The following is a 19,457-nucleotide window of genomic DNA, read 5'->3' as shown; positions in this document are numbered from 1 at the left end:
TTTTTTTTGCCGGCGGAAAATATAAAAAATGTTGTTTTTCTACTCAAGAAAAAATTTAAAATTTTCTTGAACTATTCAGGACAAGTAAAAACAGTTTCATCCATTAAATCAGTGCCACATTCCAGTGTTTCAATCCAGTCCAGAAACTGGTTAATCTGTTCTTTACCCACAAATGGTGTTCCATGTTGTGGCACAATCATGTCTACATCCATGGTACGTACCATCTGTACCCATAAACGAATCACCTTGTTATTGCACATATAGCGCTGGTGAAATCCTTTCATTTTCGGAATGTGCGCTGCAAAATTTTCCAGTGGCTTTGAAGCATCCTCGACCATTGACGCCCCCATATCACCAGAAAACAGGATCTTGGCAATCGGGTCATAAAACTGGAAATTACCGACTGAATGTAAAAAGTGCGCTGGAATAGCAATAATGCTGGATTGACCGAGTGGAATGATCTGACCATGATCCGGCAATTCAACCAGACGATCCAGCCAGTTACCTTTCATACGGTCACTCATAAAGGCTGAATTCAGATGCGGCAAGAAACGCGCCCAGAGCTTGGAAGCCACGACTTTGGCTTCGGTATAGACCAGCCAGCGCGGCATGGAGGTAATAATGTCCGGATCCTGATGCGATGCCATCACATAATCCAGATTGCTTAACCGGGTATAGCGGTTCAGTTCCATGGTCAACGGTACATAAGTTAAATCACCGCCCGGATCAAGTACTGCAGCACGCTCATTGTCTAAAATCAGAAATTGGTTTGCCTGGACACCTTCACCTTTAACGAGACTGGTAAAACTAATACATTTATGTGTCCCATTATCAAACAAGACTTGCGATGTGGTGCGCTCGAAGGCCATCAGTAATCCCCAATTTTTTTCGTTTAGGATGGTTTTTCTATAGGCATATAACATATAGGGAATTAAATGAACTTACAATCAATAAAACTGGATATATCACTTTATTTATCAGTAAATTGAGCACAATTTCACAATAAAAAATCCCGAGTTTTTAGCTCAGGATTTATACGAAATTGATTTTTATTTTTAAAATAAATAATGTTGTGCCAAGGTGCCGACACCGATGATCAAGAAAATACTGGCGCCAATTTTATGAATCAGGCCGATTGGAAGTTTATTCGCCAGTTTATCACCGATAAATACCGCAGGTGCGTTGGCAATCATCATTCCGACGGTAGTACCCATCATCACCCAAAGCACACTGTCAAAACGTGCTGCCAGTGCCACTGTCGCAATCTGGGTTTTATCACCAATTTCAGCCAGGAAGAACAGCACAAAAGTCGCACCAAACACGCCGTACTTTTGCCATTTATTGATACTGTCGTTTTCATCCCCTAATTCATCCGGAATCAGCATCCAGATTGCCATCCCAATAAAACCGACTGACACGATCCACAGCAAAATTTCTGGCCCAATAACGGTAGTGACCCATTGCCCCAGGGCTGCTGAAAGACCATGGTTAATCAGGGTTGCCAGTAAAATTGCAATTAAAATCGGTGTCGGTTTGCGGAAACGTGCTGCAAGAAGCAAAGCCAGTAACTGGGTTTTATCACCCATTTCGGCAAGTGCAACGATGGCCGTGGAAAGCAGGAATTCGTACATGCGGTCTTTCTCTGGCTGGCATTTTCTACCGATGATTCACCCTTCCCGCCAGCCAAAATCTGCAGAATGGTAAATCAAAGGTCTTGCCAACAAAAGAAAGCTTCGAGAAGCTTATTTGGTTCTTTGCTATGATGACCATGCCCTGTTGAGCAAATATGTTGACCATCACCCTTCTGCTTTGCGCAAAAGGCGGCTACTCCCCAATGAAGTGCGCCCATTATAGCCAACCGTGTTTATATTTACAAATTGTCATATAAAAAAACCCTGCCGGAGCAGGGTTTTTATTTTCATACATTCATGAATCAGATCAAGAGTGTACGAATATCCTTTAACAGCTTGGTCAGCTTATTGGTAAAGCGTGCAGCATCGGCACCATTAATTACGCGATGGTCATAAGACAGTGACAGTGGCAGCATCAAACGTGGATCAAAGCCCTCCCCATTCCATACCGGTTGCATGGTTGCTGGGGAAATTCCCAGGATCGCCACTTGCGGCCAGTTCACCAACGGCGTAAATGCTGTACCGCCAATTGAGCCCAAGCTGGTAATCGTGAAGTTCGCACCTTGCAGATCTTTAGGTGACAATTTCTTGTCACGCGCTTTCTGGCTTAATTCACCGAGCTCAATGGCGATCTGCTTGATCGACTTCTGGTCCGGGTTACGTAATACAGGAACAGTCAAGCCATCTGGCGTCGCAACCGCAATGCCCATATGGATCTCATTACGTAGCAATACCGATTTACCGTCATCAGACAGGTGACCGGCAAACTCGCGTTCTTCTTTGAGCAGATAAGCTACAGCCTTGATAATGAAAGCCATGATGGTCAGGCCAATACCTTCTTTCTTGAAGTTGCCTTTCAGCTCATTACGCCAAGCTTCCAGCTCAGTGATGTCTGCTGCATCAAACTGGGTCACTTGTGGGATATAGTTATTTAAAGATAACTGTGGAATCGAAACCTGTTGCAGACGCGTCAAGGCTTTCTCTTCTACCCCACCAAAAGCACTGAAATCAGGCAGTTTTGGTAAGCCAGCAGGAGCTGTAGCTGCCGCAGGTGCGGTTGTTGTTTGCGGTGCAGTCAGACGATCTTTCACATACGCAAACAGGTCTTCTTTCATTAGACGCTCATGCGGACCAGAAGCTTTCACTTCTGCCAATACCACACCCAGTTCACGAGCCAGTTTACGCACAGCAGGACCAGCATAAACTTTGGCATTGGCAGCGTTCTGCTCTTTGGTGAGCTTGTCTGCACTATGCGTTTCAGGTGTCGCAGCAGGTTCAGCTTTTGGAGCTGTGGCTGGTGCAGGCGTAGCTTTGACTGCAGGTGCTTCTGATTTTTCCGCTGGAGCTGCAGCAGGTGATGCTTGTCCTTCAGCTTTAATCGTAATCAGTGCCACACCTTCAGAAACACTCTGGCCCAGCTCAACATGAATCGCCTTAATCACTCCGGCAGTCGTGCTTGGCACTTCTACTGTCGCTTTATCCGATTCGACCACGATGATGCTCTGGTCTTTCTCCACCGTATCACCGACCTGTACCAGAATTTCTGCTACAGCAGCCTTGTCGACACCCAAGTCAGGTACTTTTACTTCAATATCGCCTGCAGGGGATGCCGCCTGTTGTGGTGCTGTTTCAGTTTTGGCTTCAGGTGTTGCTTGAGCTTTTGGCTTTTCTTCTGCTTGAGGCGCTGCTTGCTCAGCAGCTGGTGCTGAATCTGCAGTTTTCACTGTCAGAATCAGCACCCCCTCTTTGACTGAATCACCTTCCTGAATATGAATCGCTTCTACAGTACCTGCAACTGTACTTGGTACTTCAACTGTTGCTTTATCCGATTCAACCACGACCAGGCTTTGATCCACCTCAACTTCATCGCCAACCTGAACCAGAATTTCACCCACCAGGGCCTTTTCTACGCCAATATCCGGCAATTTCACTTCTACAGTAGATGTAGAAGCCGATTGAGAGGCCTGTTCACTTTGGCTAGAGGCTTTAGGCTGATGTGCCGCCACTTCCTGCAGGATTTCCTCATCAGGCAATTCAGTTGGAGTATTTTCCGAAGTTTTGTCAGCAGCATCAGCTTCCTGACTTTCTACCGTACTGGCATCATCTTCAGCCTGCAGTTCAATCAGGACAGTACCTTCAGATACTTCATCACCCTGATTGATCAGGATGTTTTTGACCACACCTGCTGAAGTGCTTGGCACTTCAACAGAGGCTTTATCCGATTCCAGCAGCACAATACTTTCATCTACAGCGATGGTGTCACCCACCTTCACCAGGATTTCTGCCACAGTTGCCTTGTCTACACCAATATCTGGAGTCGTAATTTGCATGATTAGTTCTCCTCTTTGTAGTCAGCAACTGGATGCAATTCAGGAGTCGCCTGAGGTGCCCAAGCCACCGGACGATCAGTATCTAACTCAAAGCTAGAGATCGCGTCTTTCACTAAACGTGCATCGACTTCGCCTTCATCTGCCAGCTTCTTCAAGGTTGCTACGACAATATGTGCAGCATCGACACCAAAGTAGCTACGCAGGTTGCCACGGGTATCTGAACGGCCATAACCATCGGTACCCAAGGCTACGAATGGACGGCTATCTGGAAGATAGGCACGGATCTGTTCGCTATAGGCACGCATGTGATCGGTAGCCGATACCACAATACCGTCCTTGTCACGTAACTGCTGAGACACCCATGGCTCTTTCGCTTCTTCAGCCAGTGGATGCAGGCGGTTATATTCTTCACATGCCATACCATCGCGAGCGAGTTCGTTAAAGCTGGTCACGCTCCAGACATTGGCATGAATCTGATATTCCTCACGCAGGATTTTTGCGGCCTTGATGACTTCACGCAGAATCACGCCTGAACCCATCAACTGAACCGTCGCTTTTTCGTCTTCTTCCAGCAGATACATACCACGCTTGATGCCTTCTTCTGCACCTTGCGGCATTGGCGGATGTTCGTAATTTTCGTTCATCAAGGTCAGATAATAGAACACACGCTCCTGATTCACATACATACGTTGCAGACCATCATGCACGATCACAGCAAGCTCATAGCCAAAGCACGGGTCATAAGAGACACAGTTTGGAATGGTGTTGGCCAGAATATGCGAATGACCATCCTGATGCTGCAAGCCCTCACCATTTAAGGTAGTACGGCCAGCGGTTGCACCCAGCAAGAAGCCTTGCGCCTGTGCATCACCTGCGGCCCAGGCAATATCGCCAATACGCTGGAAGCCGAACATCGAGTAGTACATGTACATCGGAATCATTGGCAGGTTATTGGTTGAATAACTGGTCGCCAAGGCTGCCCATGCGCTCATCGCACCGGCTTCGTTAATCCCTTCCTGTAACATATGACCGTCTTTGGCTTCACGGTAATGCATCAACTGTTCCTGATCTTCAGGGGTATATTGTTGACCATGCGCTGCATAGATCCCCAATTGACGGAACATCCCTTCCAGACCAAAGGTACGCGCTTCATCTGGCACGATCGGTACCACACGGTCCTTGATTGCTTTCTCTTTTAATAAGGCAGAGATGAGACGAACCATGACCATGGTGGTGGACTGTTCTTTACCGTTTGAACCTTTGAGCACAGCATCAAAAACAGAGAGCTCAGGAATTGGTAAAGATTCGCTTTCTTTGCGACGTGCTGGCAGATAACCACCCAGTGCTTCACGGCGTGCCTTCATATATTTAATTTCAGGCGAGTTTTCGCTTGGGCGGTAGAATGGAATTTCTTCCAGTTGTTCATCAGTAAATGGCAAGTTGAAACGGTTACGTACGTATTTCAACGATTCCAGCTGCATTTTCTTGATTTGGTGGGTCTTATTCACCGCTTCAATTTCATCAGACAGACCATAACCTTTTACGGTTTTCGCCAGAATGACCGTTGGCTGACCTTTGGCCTTGGTCGCTTCTGCATAGGCAGCAAAGACTTTGTACGGGTCATGACCACCACGGTTCAGATTATCAATATCTTCATCGCTCAGGTCTTTGACCAAAGCTTCTGCTTCTGGATATTTACCAAAGAAATGTGCGCGTGCATAAGCACCACCTTTCACCTGATAGCGCTGATAATCACCATCTACTGCTTCTTCCATAATCGCTTTGAGTGCACCAGATTTGTCTTTATCCAGTAGCGGATCCCAATGACGACCCCAGACAACTTTAATCACGCGCCAGCCAGCACCACGGAACAATGATTCAAGTTCCTGAATGATCTTGCCATTACCACGTACCGGGCCATCCAGACGCTGCAAGTTACAGTTCACCACCCAGATCAGGTTGTCCAGCTTCTCACGACCCGCCAGTGAAATCGCGCCCAAGCTTTCCGGCTCATCCATTTCGCCATCGCCCAGATAAGCCCAGACTTTACGGTCTTCTTCCTTAATCAAGCCACGGTTCATCAGATACTTTTGAATATGCGCCTGATAGATCGACATGATTGGACCCAGACCCATCGATACCGTCGGGAACTGCCAGTAATCTGGCATCAAGTAAGGATGAGGATAAGAGGGTAAGCCTTTGCCGCCGACTTCACGACGGAAATTATTCAGATGCTCTTCAGTTAAGCGACCTTCTAAAAATGAGCGGGCATAAATCCCCGGTGCACAGTGACCTTGATAGTAAATCAGGTCGCCACCGAAGCTGTCGTTATTGGCACGGAAGAAATGGTTAAAACCCACATCGTATAAAGTGGCAGATGAAGCAAAGCTGGCCAAGTGACCACCTAAGTCATCACCGGTTTTATTTGCGCGAAGCACCATTGCCAAAGCATTCCAGCGGATCAGCGCGCGAATACGGCGCTCCATGTCCTGGTCGCCCGGCATCGCAGGTTGTTCTTCTACAGAAATAGTGTTTAAGTAGGGAGTATTTAAACGCTGAATAGGAACATGTTTGGCAATTGCGCGTTGATAAAGTTTTTCAAGTAAAAAGGCGGCGCGCTCGGTTCCCATGTGCTGCAAAACGGAGTCAAAAGCGTCTTGCCATTCTTGGGTTTCTTGAGCGTCGGTATCTCCATAAAACGCCATAATCTACAGTTCCTGAAAGCCAAATTGATCACTTATATGTATCATATTTACGGCTTATGCAGGTATGGCCTTGGCTGAATGCGGTTCTGGAGTACTATTTATTATCTAAATATACATTGACACTTTATTACACAAAGTAACAAAAAGAAGTCAATAATGGCGATTTTTTATACGACAGTTATAATTCTCGGTGATAATATAATATCTAAAAGCAATTAGACCGAACTCCTTCTCTACTCCCTGGAAGAAATGTTCAGTCTAATTGCTTTAAAAGCGGTTTGATTGATTTTTTATGAGTATCAAGTATCAGACGTATTAAAGTATTTCAGTTATTTTGAGCAAAGCTACGCTTAAGGCAACATTGCTAAATAAGTTGAAGGATTTTTACGTTGACCGTCTTTTACTACTTCATAGTGTAGATGAGGACCAGTACAACGACCTGTACAACCTACATTCGCAATATGATCACCGGCTTGCACCTGATCTCCCACACGTGCAATCAAGCGTGAAGCATGGGCATAACGAGTAAGGTATCCATTACCATGGTTAATTTCGACATACTGACCATAACCTGTACCCCAACCCGATTTGGTTACGATACCAGGACCAGTTGCATAGATCGGTGTACCGCTTGCAGCAGCCAGATCTAGACCTGAGTGATTTTCAGCACGACCACCCATGGTACGGCCGCCAAAATTTGAGCTGACACGTTTCATGTCGGGTAATGGATGAGCCACTAACCACGAATAAGGATTATTTGAAGATGCAACTTTACTGGATGAAGAATTGCCATATTTTTGAGCAATGGTCTGATTATTCAGTTCAACCGGTTTTTCACGTAGCTGAACATTTAATTTAGTTTGTGCGGGAATATCAATATCTTCAGGATGGGTATAAGAACCCTGCGATAAAGTACGTGTTAACTGCTCAAGACGGTCAGGTGTAGCATCTTGTTGATTCAGATCCACTAAATCTGCAAAAGCTACTGAAGCAGCTGAAACCGAAATAGAAAATGCCAATAGGATACGTCGCATAGGCATATGCATAAAAAACCTCTCTAAACTGCTAATCGAGTTTCTTGAAGATCTCTTCCTTGATATCCACTTTAAGAAGCGCATAAGATTAAGACATAAACATGTAGGAATTATGTATGTCGGAACCTGTCAACGTCTTTCAAAAAACAAGAAAACAGATAAAAACAGGAAACTTTTCGTTTCTCTCATCACAAGTTTCTGCATGGCAGAAGCTTACGAAACTCGTACAACCGCTATTGCCTCAACCCGAACAATGGCAAGTTGCCTGCTATCAAAATGGTGTGTTAACGATTACTGGTGAAAACCAAGCCATGATTTCTCAATTGGCCTATCTTCAAAAGCAATACATCTCACAACTCTCTCAAATAAACGAATTAAAAGATCTCACTAAAATCCAGGTTTGCTTAAGGAATCCATCCCCTGTTCAACCGGTTCCAGAAAAATCTGAAAGAGCCTTGAGTCCAGAAACACAGGAATTACTTCGCGGTGCTGCTGACTTTATAAGCGACCCTAAGCTTAGCCAAGCTTTACTACGTTTGGCAAGCAATAAAAAGTAACATTGCAATGAGATGTAATAAATTCCAATGTTATTTTTATGTGACAGGCGTCACATTAGATGCAGCTAAGTTATAACACAAAGACACAAAGACAAGGACTTATGTCACAGTTACATAACTAATTGGACATTGAGTTACGTCATCAAATGTTACAATTTCATAGCTGCTTGGGTCACTTTTCACGTTACGCAATAGTTGATTATTCAAAGCATGCCCTGATTTGTAACCATCAAATTTGGCAATGATCTGGTGGCCTAGCAGGTATAAATCACCTACTGCGTCCAGAATCTTGTGACGTACAAACTCATCCGAGAAACGCAAACCTTCTTCATTGACCACACCAGTTTCATCTACACCGATGGCATTTTCCAAGCTTGCACCCAAAGCCAGATTATTGGCTTTCAAGTAGTCAAGGTCTTTCATAAAGCCGAATGTACGCGCTTCACTGACTTCATAAACGAAGGTTTCTGTAGAAAAATCGATGCTGGCAGACTGATGTTCTTTTTTAAAGGCAGGGTGATCAAAATCAATAGTGAAATTTAGCTGAAAGCCGTCGTGTGGGCTGAAAATCGCCCGTTTATCATCGATCAGGGCTTCAACAGGTTTAATAATTTTAATAAATTTCTTTGGTGCATCTAGTTCTTGCAAGCCGCCCTGCATGAGCAGATAAATGAAAGGTCCGGCACTACCATCCATAATGGGAACTTCTGAAGCTGACACTTCAATAATCAGGTTATCAATGCCCAGTCCCGCAATGGCGCTCATCACATGCTCAATCGTACCCACTTTGGCATTTGACTGAACCAGATTCGAACACATGAAGGCTTCCTGGATCAATAAGGCATCCGCAGGAATATCGACAGGTGGATCCAGATCAATACGACGAAACACAATGCCCCCATCGGCGTGGTGTGGCACAAAGTTAATCATAACCTTCTGCCCACTATGAAGACCGATTCCGCTCGCTTTCACGATACGTTGCAGGGTACGTTGTTTCAACATGCTTTTTATCATCTGTTCACCAATAAAACCGCTATACGTTAGCATATTTGGCCATTGATAAAAAACAAAAGGTGGCTCTAAAGCCACCTTTTCTGTGCAATCATCGTAAACACATGCTGTTACATATTACTTACGCTGTTGATTTTTAAGATAATCTTGGATGCTCATTGGCGTTGGACGCGGGCTAGAAACTGAAGCTGCAGGATTAGCTGCTGCACCTGCTTCATTTTGCTGACGCTGAATTGCCGGTACATCATCATCTTCAACTACTGCCTGTGATGCTGATGGACGTGCTGCCTGTACATTCGCGCGTTTAGTCGGCTCAACCGAATCTGCAGCATGGCGAGTCAGACCAGTCGCAATCACTGTGACGCTGATTTCATCACGAGCATCAGGATCAAATACTGTACCGTAGAAGACCTGACCTTCGTCTAGATCCACGATCTGGTTTACAACATCAGTAATTTCTTCGATTTCACCGAAGGTTACGTCATCACCACCCGTCACGTTAATCAGAATACCTTTGGCATTCATGATGGTGACGTTATCCAGTAATGGGCTGCGAATCGCCTGTTCTGCTGCCTGACGTGCACGGTTTTCACCACGACCCAAGCCTACCCCCATCATGGCATAACCACGTGTACTCATTGCAGTTTTCAGATCGGCGAAGTCAAGGTTAATGTGACCAGGACGTACCACCAGATCAAAGATACTACGTACCGCATTCAACAGTACATCATCCGCTTTTTTATATGCATCCTTCATTGAAATATCACGGAAGACTTTCAATAGACGCTGGTTTGGAATGATGATCAGAGAATCTACGTGCTGTTCTAACGCTTCAATCCCCTTCTCGGCAGATTGCAGACGGCGTTTACCTTCAAAGTTGAATGGTGTAGTTACGACACCAACAGTGAGGATACCCATTTCTTTAGCAATTTCAGCAACGACTGGCGCAGCACCGGTACCTGTACCACCACCCATACCGGCAGTAACGAATACCATATCGGTACCTTCAAGCTGCTGGCGGATCAGTTCACGGCTTTCTTCTGCTGCCGCTTGACCGACCTGTGGATTTGCTCCAGCACCCAGACCACGTGTACTTTGCTCACCCAGCTGAATTTTAAATTCGGCTTCCATGCGATCCAGTGCCTGTTTGTCTGTATTGGCACAGACGAACTTTACGCCCTGGATATCGGACTGCAACATATGCTGTACAGCATTACCACCCGCACCACCTACACCAAATACAGTGAAACGGGCTTGACCATTGCTATCGCTATGATCTTCTTCGAAAAATTCAAATGAGGCCATGACCTATAAAATTCCTAATTCATAATTGGCAGTCACTAAGCCCGTATACTGCCTTAATCTTGATAAAAATTGTTTTTAAGAATGCTGCTCAAGCAGGCACTTGTCAAGTACAAGCCGGATTAACTACAACTTCCCAACAATATTCACAATAAAAATCGCTTAAAAGATCGCTTTTAACGTTTCGTTAAAACCTGACCATGCCCGTTTAATGCGCTGTGTTACTGATAATTTGTCCCCGTCTTCGGTTTCAACGAGGGTTTCCTGGGTATCACTCTGACTAAACATCAGCAAACCAGCCACTGTTGCGTACTGGGAACGACGTAAAGCCGCCTGGTGCTGTTCATCCGCATAGACCTGTACCGGCGGATTGCCCAGATGTGCAGATACACCCAAGGTACGGCGTACAAAGCTGACCATACCTTCAATCTGACTGGCATCACCAGTCAGCACCACACCATGATACAGTCCCTGCATCGCGCCATGGTTCACCAGTTCATCACGCACCAGACCCATGATTTCTTCATAACGCGCCATGATAATTTCAGTCAGTTCAATCCGGCTAATGGTTTGTGGTCCATCAATGCCCTGGAACTGAATCATATGCTCTGGTTTAACCACTTTCAGGTCAACACAACCATAGAGCAATTTCAGACGTTCTGCTTCTTCTGTCGTAGTCTGTAAAACTGCTGCGATATCACGGGTCACATGTTCACCGCCACGCTGAATGGTATGGGTTAATGCCAAACGGCCATCCAGATAAACAGCGACATTGGTGGTTCCCGCACCGATATCCACCAGACACACGCCATATTCTTTTTCATCTTTGAGCAGGCTGGCTTCAGCGGTAGCCAGACAGGACACCACCATTTTCTCCACACCGATATTGGCCCCTTTTAAAGCGCGGTCAATATTCTGCATGGTGCTGATCGGTAACATCATCAAGTGATAATGCCCGGTCATGCTATGTGCCGACATACGGATCGGGTTGAGTACCCACTCAGGTGCATCATCCAGCTCGAAGCCCAATGGTACCGCACTCACCAGATAATGATCTGAGGTGACATGACTGGCTTTGGCCAGCTCAAGTGCCCGTACCACTTCACTGGTCGTAATTGAATGTTCACTATTATCAATGGTGGTACGACCCGAGGCATAAAAGCTTTTTAATTCAGCACTCGGGATCGAAATCCACGCAGAATGCACACGACATTCAGCCATATCTTCCGCTTCTTGTACGGCGTTTTTAATGGCGGTAATGACTTTATCGAGACTGACAATTTTTCCTTTATTCATGCCTCGGTTACGAGCGGTCGCCATTCCAATCACTTGGATATTGTCTGGCGCGTGTACCTTACCAATCAAAACTGAAACTTTGTGTGTCCCAATGTCAATCGCCACAACCGAGGGAACAGCTTCACTCATTATTAACTACTACCATTACGTGTTTGTTAGATTTATGGCTTTATAAGGCCTCTAGTTTTTAAAGCCGGTCATTATGGCTTTACTGTTACATTATTCTCAACGCCCGTGTCATTAATGGTTACAATAAATTGACCATTTACAATTTTAGGCGGAATTGAATTTTTCCATTGAATCGCCAATCCATTACGATAACGCAGGTCAATCGCTGAAATTTTTGACCATACCGGTTTTAGTTCGCTATAGGACAGATGACTCAAACGTTGCAACTTGCTCATGGTCTGGTCTTTATCGACAATCACACGCAAACCTGAATCAAACTGCATAAACCACGTCATTCGTTCAGTTAAATATAATTCTTTTAAACGAATACCTTGTGGTAAAAATAACTGGTTGATTTCATTATAACGTCGCATCATGGTATTTGCATGAGTAGAGGGTCCATGCAGCAACGGTAAAGCTGAATAATCTTTAGGACTGACTTCAGTGAAAATAATGCCACTATCACTTAGCAGTCGTCCTGTACCCCATCGTGCAATAGCATGATGCGGCATCACCCGGACATGAATCTTGTCTGGCCAGGCACGAGACACTACGACACGGTCCACCCAGGACAATTCCAGTGCGCGGTCACGAATCGATTCCAGGTCCGAAGTGAAATAGTTTTCAGTCACAATCGGTGAAACGTACTGCATGACCTGGCGCTCTTCAGCTGCTGAACGCGTTCCTGCCACTTTCAGCTCTGCTACCTGAGCATCCGTCATCACCTTATACAGGCCAAAAATCCCAAAAGCCAGCACCACCAGCGCGACACACAACAAGGCCCAACCACCCAGGTTGGTCAGTTTTTCTTTGCGTGTCGGCGGCTTGTCGTGAATTGAGGTAATCGCAGCACGTTTACGGCGCATGGTTGCTGGGAGTTGAGCCATAACTTAGTGTGCCGCACCGTTTAATGTTTGTTCCAGAATCGCTACACAGAGCGCATCAAAACTATAGCCGACGGCTGCTGCCGCTTTTGGTACCAGAGAATGACTGGTCATCCCCGGAACTGTATTCACTTCCAGCAACCAGAAATTACCCTGTTCATCCTGCATTGCATCAATACGGCCCCAGCCACTTGCACCCACTGCCTGGAAGGCACGTAGAGCCAAGGCTTGCAATTCTTTCTCTTCAGACTCGCTTAAGCCACATGGAATGCCATATTCCACATCATTACGCTGATATTTAGCTTCATAGTCATAGAAAGCCACATCTTCTGGCGGTTGCAGACGAATGACAGGTAGGGCCTGACCATTCAGAATTACAATGGTAAATTCACGGCCTGTGATCCATTTCTCTGCCATAACCACGGCATCATGTTCAGTGGCTTTGGCAATCGCATCAGCAAAGTCTTCTACTTTTTCAACTTTACTCATACCAATACTCGAACCTTCGTGTACAGGCTTAATGATCAGCGGCAAATCTAGAGCAGATACAATTTCTTGCGCATTCGAGTTCTTGGTCACGATACGATATGGCGCAGTAGGTAATTCTGAACCCTGCCAAACCTGTTTGGTTTTGACTTTATCCATACCAATGGCAGAACCCTGTACGCCTGTACCGGTATATGGAATATTCAACCATTCCAGCGCACCCTGAATCTGACCGTCTTCACCGCCACGACCATGCAATACCACAAACGCACGATCATAATTTACTAGCTCGGTAACACTACGCTCTTGTGGATCAAACGCTTCTGCATTGACCCCAGAACGCATTAATGCCTCAAGTACGGCGGTTCCACTATCTAGCGAAACCTCACGCTCTGCAGATTTACCACCCAGCAATACGGCAACTTTTCCGAATTTTGAAGCATTTGACACGTTTATATCCTTAAACTTTTTGAATCTGTTCAATCAGTCATAACATGACTATTTTACTTTACATATAAATGATTTTGAGCAAGTTCGATTGAGATTGCTCCAACATTACCTGCGCCTTGGGTTAATAACAAGTCATTTGCTTGCAATACCTTTTTCATCACCTGGCTCAGGTTCCCCTCAACCGGATCAATCAGGATTGGTTCAACTTCCCCACGTAAACGGATACTACGTGCCAATGCGCGGCTATCTGCACCTACAATTGGCTTTTCCCCTGCCGGATACACTTCAAGTAAGAGCAGCTGATCAACTTGTGAAAGCACTTCTACGAAGTCATCAAAACAGTCACGGGTACGGCTGAAACGGTGCGGCTGGAACATCATCACCAGACGGCGATCTGGATGGCTGGCACGAGCCGCTTTAATAGTGGCTTCTACTTCTTTTGGATGGTGACCATAGTCATCGACCAGTTTCACATCGCCGCCTTCAAGTTCGAATTGACCTTGTACCTGGAAGCGACGACCTACACCACTGAAGCCTTCCAGTGCACGGCAAATAGCTGCATCGGATACGCCTTCATCCGTTGCAATCCCAATTGCAGCCAAGGCATTGAGTACATTGTGCAGACCCGGCTGATTCACAGTCACGCGTAGCGGCTCACGATCTTTACGTAATACGGTAAAGTGGCTGCGCATACCTTCCTGTACGACATCGACGGCACGAATGTCATTATCTTCATTAAAACCATAAGTCAGTAATGGACGACCAATACGCGGCATGATTTCACGGATATTGGCATCGTCACCACACACAACCGCCAAACCATAGAATGGTAGTTTTTGTAGGAACTGGATAAAGGTATCTTTTAAAACATCGAAGCTACCGCCATAAGTATCCATATGGTCAGCATCGATATTGGTCACCACGGCAGCCATTGGTTCTAGATACAGGAATGAGGCATCTGATTCATCGGCTTCTGCCACGATATAACGACTTGCACCCAAAGCGGCATTCACACCGGTACGGTTTAGCAAACCGCCGATCACATAAGTTGGATCCAGATTTTCTTCTGCCAGCATACAGGTGATCAGGCTGGTGGTTGTGGTTTTACCGTGAGTGCCTGCAACCGCGATCCCGTGACGGTAACGCATCAGCTCACCCAGCATTTCTGCACGGCGGACTACCGGTGTACGGGTTTCAAGAGCCGCCTTGATTTCCGGGTTTTCCTTATCAATCGCGGTAGATACCACGATGACATTGGCACCCTTAATATTGCTGGCTGCATGGCCGATATAGACCTTGATACCATTTTCTTCTAATTGAGCCGTAGTTTTAGAGGCCTTGATGTCTGAACCAGAAACTTTATACCCCTGGTTTTTCAGTACTTCCGCGATCCCGCACATCCCTGCACCACCAATCCCTACAAAATGGATATGCTTGATCCGGCGCATTTCCGGGACTTTAATTAATTTCTTTGCTTGGTCTGCTGGGGTTACTGGAGACATAATTTACTCGGATTACAATTCTTGAATTAAACGGACCACATGCTGGGTCGCATCGGGTTGAGCCTGACGGCGTGCTTTTACCGCCATTTCCATCAATACCTGACGGTCAAGCATCGGCTCTAATAAGGTTTTTAAACTGTCTGGCGTCAAAGTAGCCTGCGGGCAGATTTTAGCTGCCTGCTGATTGGCCAGGAATTTGGCATTCGCAGTCTGATGGTCATCAACCGCACTTGGAAGCGGTACAAAAATCGCGGCTACACCGGCAGTTGCAATTTCAGTAACCGTCAGTGCACCGGCACGGCAAATGACCAGATCGGCGTCGCTATAAGCTTGGGCCATATCTTCAATAAACGGCTGAACTTCAACCTGCAAGGAGGCGGGTTTGTCTGCATAACGTGCGCGCGTTGCTTCAGCATGATTTTGACCACACTGATGATAGACATTTAACGGCACATTCAACTGTTTCAAGGCTTCCGGCACACGTTCATTTAAGGCTTGTGCCCCAAGTGAACCACCAACAATTAAAATTCGTAGCGGCTGGCCAGCTTTTTCCCGCTCCTGATAACGCCAGGACGGATTTAAAATTTCTGTAATTTCTTTGCGTACCGGATTACCAGTAGTCACCACTTTATCTTGTGCCGGGAAAGTATCAGGAAAAGCTTGACATACCGTTTTAGCGACCCGTGACAACTGGGTATTGGTAAAACCCGCGACTGCATTTTGCTCGTGAATAATTACAGGAATACCCAGGATCCGCGCTGCCAGACCACCCGGTCCTGCCACATAACCGCCAAAGCCTGCAACAGCTTCGACTTTGAGCTGTTTCATATGCTTCATAGCACTAAGAGTGGCTTTTAAAATTTTAAACGGGGCCAAGACTTTACGCACAAAACCATTGCCACGCACACCTTGAATATCGATTTGATAAATTGGAATATTATGGTTTTTTAATAATCGGTTTTCCATGCCCGCTGGTGTTGCCAACCAGGACACTTCAATTCCTTGTTGTTGTAGATCTTTTGCAACGGCTAACGCTGGAAACACATGTCCACCCGTACCTGCGGCCATCATCATGACATGTTTAGGCTGTTTTTGCTGAGCGTCGGTCACGGTCTAATTCTTCAATTAAAAAATGAAACAGGAGGTCTAATTTAAGTCATCAATTGTAATCACAAACGCTTGCCCTTGAAAGTTTATTTACCTTATTTCAACAAGCGTTTCATTGTTTTTTTCATACTAATTTGAAGTTTAAACTAGTTTTATTATAAGGTCTGCATTTTTCCTTAGACTTAAGTGAAATATAAGCATAATTTTTAAATATTTTTCATTTAATCTTTTTATAGTCATTTCCTAAATCTATACATTTTTCACTAATTACTGCTATTTTTCCATTTAATTCATCCTATTAACTTATGCCTAAATCATATAAATCTGAATAAAATTTTATGTTATCCCTATCTCTATATAATTTTTTTCAAATTGATCTGCATACTCCTTAAATGGATTCAAGCATTATAGATGTCAAAAATATCAATTCGTGATCTATGGATTATTTTAGCCGGTTATCTGGCGGCCATGCATGTCGGCAAACTGTCTGCTGTTATTCCCATTCTGCAACAGGATTTAGGCTTAAGTTTTACGCAAGCCGGGTTTTCCCTATCTTTAGTACAAGGGGCCGGGATGCTATTCGCCCTTTGTATTGGTGCTTTTTCGGAAAAAGTGGGTTTAAAGCGCTGCATGATTTTGGCGTTAATCATTTTAGGACTGAGCAGTATCGCTGGCCTTTGGATTCAGCATGCCACAGCCTTATATTTCTTCCGCTTTACCGAAGGGATTGGATTTTTAACTATTTCCTTGTGCGCGCCTGCAATTTTAAAACGGATCAGTCGGCCTGAAACACTGAATTTTAAAATGGGACTCTGGAGTTCCTATATGGGTGTCGGTGTCAGTCTTGCTGTTTTTAGTATTCCTGTTTTACTCGAATACCTGAACTGGCAGAATATTTGGGCTATTCTCGGCAGTCTATGCTTGATTATTGCAGGCATCATTAAACGATACCTGCGAATAGATTCAATGGCATTTGCATCTAACACAATTCCTCAACCAGTACCGTCAAATACTTCATTCTGGCAGATTGTCAAAGTTACCCTTACCCATCCACCCATTCTGTGTTTAGCTATTATTTTTGCCTGTTATACCAGTCAGTGGATTACCGTGACCGGGTTCCTGCCCAGCATGTATGTCGAACATGGTATTGATTTAAAAGTTGCAGGCGTTCTGGTTTCAATCGTGGTACTTGCCAATCTGGGCGGCACTTTTGGTGCAGGTATGTTGTTACAACGTGGCTGGAAACCCAAGACGCTATTCAGTACCGGATTTACAGCCATGCTGTGCAGCAGCTTTCTGGCTTTTGCAGCCAGTTCATGGCTCATGTTCGACTTACAGTTTATAAGTGCTGTACTGTTTTCACTGATTGGTGGAATTATCCCGACCACTATTTTTGCCATTACTTTGCAGCATGCCCCGCGTGCCAATGCCGCAGCAGCCAGTGTGGGTCTGGTTTTACAGCTTTCAGCCTGTGCTCAATTTTTTGTGCCGCCTTTGAGCGCAGCACTGGTTTCGACTACACAGAATTGGGCTTATATCGCGGCAGTTACCGCCAGCCTCTCTATATTAGGAATCTTAATGACCCTGCTTTTATTCAAGCATTATGGCCAATAAAAAGAGCCTCAGACGAGGCTCTTTTTTATTATTGAAAGCTTAGGCTTGACCCAGACCGGCTTCCAGTACATCAAACAGGTCATCTGCAATGGAGGTACCAAACTGAGTATCAATTTCACGGATACAGGTTGGACTGGTGACGTTAATTTCAGTGACATAATTGCCAATCACATCCAGACCGACAAATACCAAACCTTTTTCTCTGAGATAAGGCCCCACTTGCGCTGCAATGGCTCTATCATTCTCAGTTAATGGACGTGCTTGACCTAAACCACCTGCTGCCAGATTGCCACGCACTTCACCATTTTGCGGAATACGGGCCAGACAATACGGTACTGGTTCGCCATTGATCATCAGGATACGCTTATCCCCTTCTACAATTTCAGGAATATAACGCTGTGCCATAATCGGCTGGTTACCATTGTTGGTCAGAATCTCAATGGTTGAGCCAATATTGATACCATCCTGATAGAGACGGAAAATTCCGGTGCCGCCCATACCATCCAATGGTTTTACAATCACATCAACATGCTCTTTTAAAAATTCACGGAGCAGGCTTTGTTGCGACGTTACCAAAGTCGGAACTTGCAGGTGCGGGAACTGAGTAGCAAACAGCTTTTCATTGCAGTCACGCAGGCTTTGCGGTTTGTTGATAATCCATGCTCCTTCACGTTCTGCCTGTTCCAGAATATAAGTGGTATAGACAAAGTTCATGTCGAATGGCGGATCTTTACGCATCAGCACCACATCATAAGCCGCAATCGATTCTTTTTTCTTTTCACCCAGTTCGTAGTAATGGTTATAGTCTTCAAATACCTGCAAAGGCGAGATCAGACCAAAGGCCTTACCTTGGTCGATATATAAATCTTGCTGTAATGCATAACCCAGTTCATGTCCACGGCGTGCAGCTGCCCATAACATGACCATGGTTGAATCTTTTTTCAGGTTTACATTTTCGATGGGATCCATCACAACAAGTACGCGCATGTCTCTGTGCTCTTTCTTAAAAATACATTAGCAAGGAGTATAGCCTGTGCAGTTTCTTTTGTTTATGGTGATTTTGCATGACTAATTTTGTATAAATGCTTAAATACTTTAATCAACAAGAGCATTTATCATGCAGCAGGCAATTGTCGGCTTTCATCTGGATGAAGAAAATCATTGGGTCGCTGAACTGGCCTGTGGTCATGGTCAGCATGTGCGGCATGATCCACCTTGGCAAAACCGTCCTTGGGTCATGACCGAACAAGGCCGTAAAGAAAAACTGGGCGTCTTATTGGACTGCAAAAAATGTGAAATACACGAGTATTAATATCTTCTAAATCAAATCAGTATATATACTCACCCTGAGTATTTTATCTCGTTTAGAAAATTGATTAA

General features: G+C 45.1%; 16 protein-coding genes and 1 riboswitch. Of the genes, 3 read left to right on the top strand and 13 right to left on the bottom strand.

What is annotated here, in order from left to right:
• Positions 1-71 precede the first annotated feature (71 nt).
• The 5 genes from O4M77_RS00610 to O4M77_RS00590 all read right to left on the bottom strand — a co-directional run bounded on the left by O4M77_RS00610 (position 72) and on the right by O4M77_RS00590 (position 7,706).
• Positions 72-869: an MBL fold metallo-hydrolase gene (locus O4M77_RS00610; protein ID WP_159123793.1), complete on the bottom strand. Its 798-nt coding sequence runs from the start codon at positions 867-869 to the stop codon at positions 72-74.
• A 186-nt stretch (positions 870-1,055) separates the two neighbouring features.
• Complete coding sequence (locus O4M77_RS00605) at positions 1,056-1,631, bottom strand: TMEM165/GDT1 family protein (RefSeq protein WP_159123792.1); 576 nt, start codon at positions 1,629-1,631, stop codon at positions 1,056-1,058.
• Positions 1,632-1,704: 73 nt separating this feature from the next.
• Positions 1,705-1,845: riboswitch (yybP-ykoY riboswitch) on the bottom strand.
• Positions 1,846-1,933: 88 nt separating this feature from the next.
• Positions 1,934-3,961: a 2-oxo acid dehydrogenase subunit E2 gene (locus O4M77_RS00600; RefSeq protein WP_166137461.1), complete on the bottom strand. Its 2,028-nt coding sequence runs from the start codon at positions 3,959-3,961 to the stop codon at positions 1,934-1,936.
• 2 nt (positions 3,962-3,963) lie between these two features.
• The gene (gene aceE / locus O4M77_RS00595) at positions 3,964-6,666 is read right to left on the bottom strand and encodes a pyruvate dehydrogenase (acetyl-transferring), homodimeric type (protein WP_125279167.1); all 2,703 of its coding nucleotides are present in this window, start codon (positions 6,664-6,666) and stop codon (positions 3,964-3,966) included.
• 350 nt (positions 6,667-7,016) lie between these two features.
• Positions 7,017-7,706, bottom strand: coding sequence for a M23 family metallopeptidase (locus O4M77_RS00590; protein ID WP_034170247.1), 690 nt, complete (start codon positions 7,704-7,706; stop codon positions 7,017-7,019).
• 110 nt (positions 7,707-7,816) lie between these two features.
• Between O4M77_RS00590 and O4M77_RS00585 the strand changes: the two genes are divergently transcribed.
• Positions 7,817-8,257, top strand: a complete 441-nt coding sequence (locus tag O4M77_RS00585; protein ID WP_004781492.1) for a DciA family protein — start codon at positions 7,817-7,819, stop codon at positions 8,255-8,257.
• 99 nt (positions 8,258-8,356) lie between these two features.
• On the opposite strand, the gene lpxC is transcribed toward O4M77_RS00585, so the two are convergent.
• The 7 genes from lpxC to murG form a co-directional block, all read right to left on the bottom strand.
• On the bottom strand, positions 8,357-9,259 hold the full coding sequence (lpxC, locus tag O4M77_RS00580) for a UDP-3-O-acyl-N-acetylglucosamine deacetylase (protein ID WP_034170289.1): 903 nt from the start codon (positions 9,257-9,259) through the stop codon (positions 8,357-8,359).
• A 126-nt stretch (positions 9,260-9,385) separates the two neighbouring features.
• Complete coding sequence (ftsZ, locus tag O4M77_RS00575) at positions 9,386-10,573, bottom strand: cell division protein FtsZ (protein ID WP_034170248.1); 1,188 nt, start codon at positions 10,571-10,573, stop codon at positions 9,386-9,388.
• A 159-nt stretch (positions 10,574-10,732) separates the two neighbouring features.
• On the bottom strand, positions 10,733-11,995 hold the full coding sequence (ftsA, locus tag O4M77_RS00570; protein WP_034170249.1) for a cell division protein FtsA: 1,263 nt from the start codon (positions 11,993-11,995) through the stop codon (positions 10,733-10,735).
• Positions 11,996-12,066: 71 nt separating this feature from the next.
• A complete protein-coding gene (locus O4M77_RS00565; protein WP_034703611.1) occupies positions 12,067-12,921 on the bottom strand; it encodes a cell division protein FtsQ/DivIB in 855 nt (284 codons plus the stop codon).
• Between the two features lie 3 nt (positions 12,922-12,924).
• Positions 12,925-13,854, bottom strand: a complete 930-nt coding sequence (locus O4M77_RS00560) for a D-alanine--D-alanine ligase (RefSeq protein WP_166137467.1) — start codon at positions 13,852-13,854, stop codon at positions 12,925-12,927.
• Between the two features lie 53 nt (positions 13,855-13,907).
• Positions 13,908-15,356, bottom strand: a complete 1,449-nt coding sequence (gene murC / locus O4M77_RS00555) for a UDP-N-acetylmuramate--L-alanine ligase (protein ID WP_005232692.1) — start codon at positions 15,354-15,356, stop codon at positions 13,908-13,910.
• 12 nt (positions 15,357-15,368) lie between these two features.
• The gene (murG, locus tag O4M77_RS00550) at positions 15,369-16,466 is read right to left on the bottom strand and encodes an undecaprenyldiphospho-muramoylpentapeptide beta-N-acetylglucosaminyltransferase (protein WP_034703617.1); all 1,098 of its coding nucleotides are present in this window, start codon (positions 16,464-16,466) and stop codon (positions 15,369-15,371) included.
• Positions 16,467-16,874: 408 nt separating this feature from the next.
• Here murG and O4M77_RS00545 point away from each other — a divergent pair, with 408 nt between their 5' ends.
• Entirely contained in the window at positions 16,875-18,077 is a 1,203-nt protein-coding gene (locus O4M77_RS00545) for a CynX/NimT family MFS transporter (protein ID WP_166137470.1), read from the top strand.
• Positions 18,078-18,116: 39 nt separating this feature from the next.
• Here the strand turns inward: O4M77_RS00545 and gshB are convergent, their stop codons facing one another.
• Entirely contained in the window at positions 18,117-19,064 is a 948-nt protein-coding gene (gene gshB, locus O4M77_RS00540; RefSeq protein WP_166137473.1) for a glutathione synthase, read from the bottom strand.
• A gap of 130 nt (positions 19,065-19,194) precedes the next feature.
• Between gshB and O4M77_RS00535 the strand changes: the two genes are divergently transcribed.
• Positions 19,195-19,389, top strand: a complete 195-nt coding sequence (locus tag O4M77_RS00535) for a DUF3565 domain-containing protein (RefSeq protein ID WP_166137476.1) — start codon at positions 19,195-19,197, stop codon at positions 19,387-19,389.
• Positions 19,390-19,457: the final 68 nt, after the last annotated feature.

It is taken from the genome of Acinetobacter sp. YWS30-1, from assembly GCF_033558715.1.
Classification (GTDB): domain Bacteria; phylum Pseudomonadota; class Gammaproteobacteria; order Pseudomonadales; family Moraxellaceae; genus Acinetobacter.
Note: the sequence above shows the minus strand (reverse complement) of the source record. Positions and strands in the feature narration are given on the sequence as shown.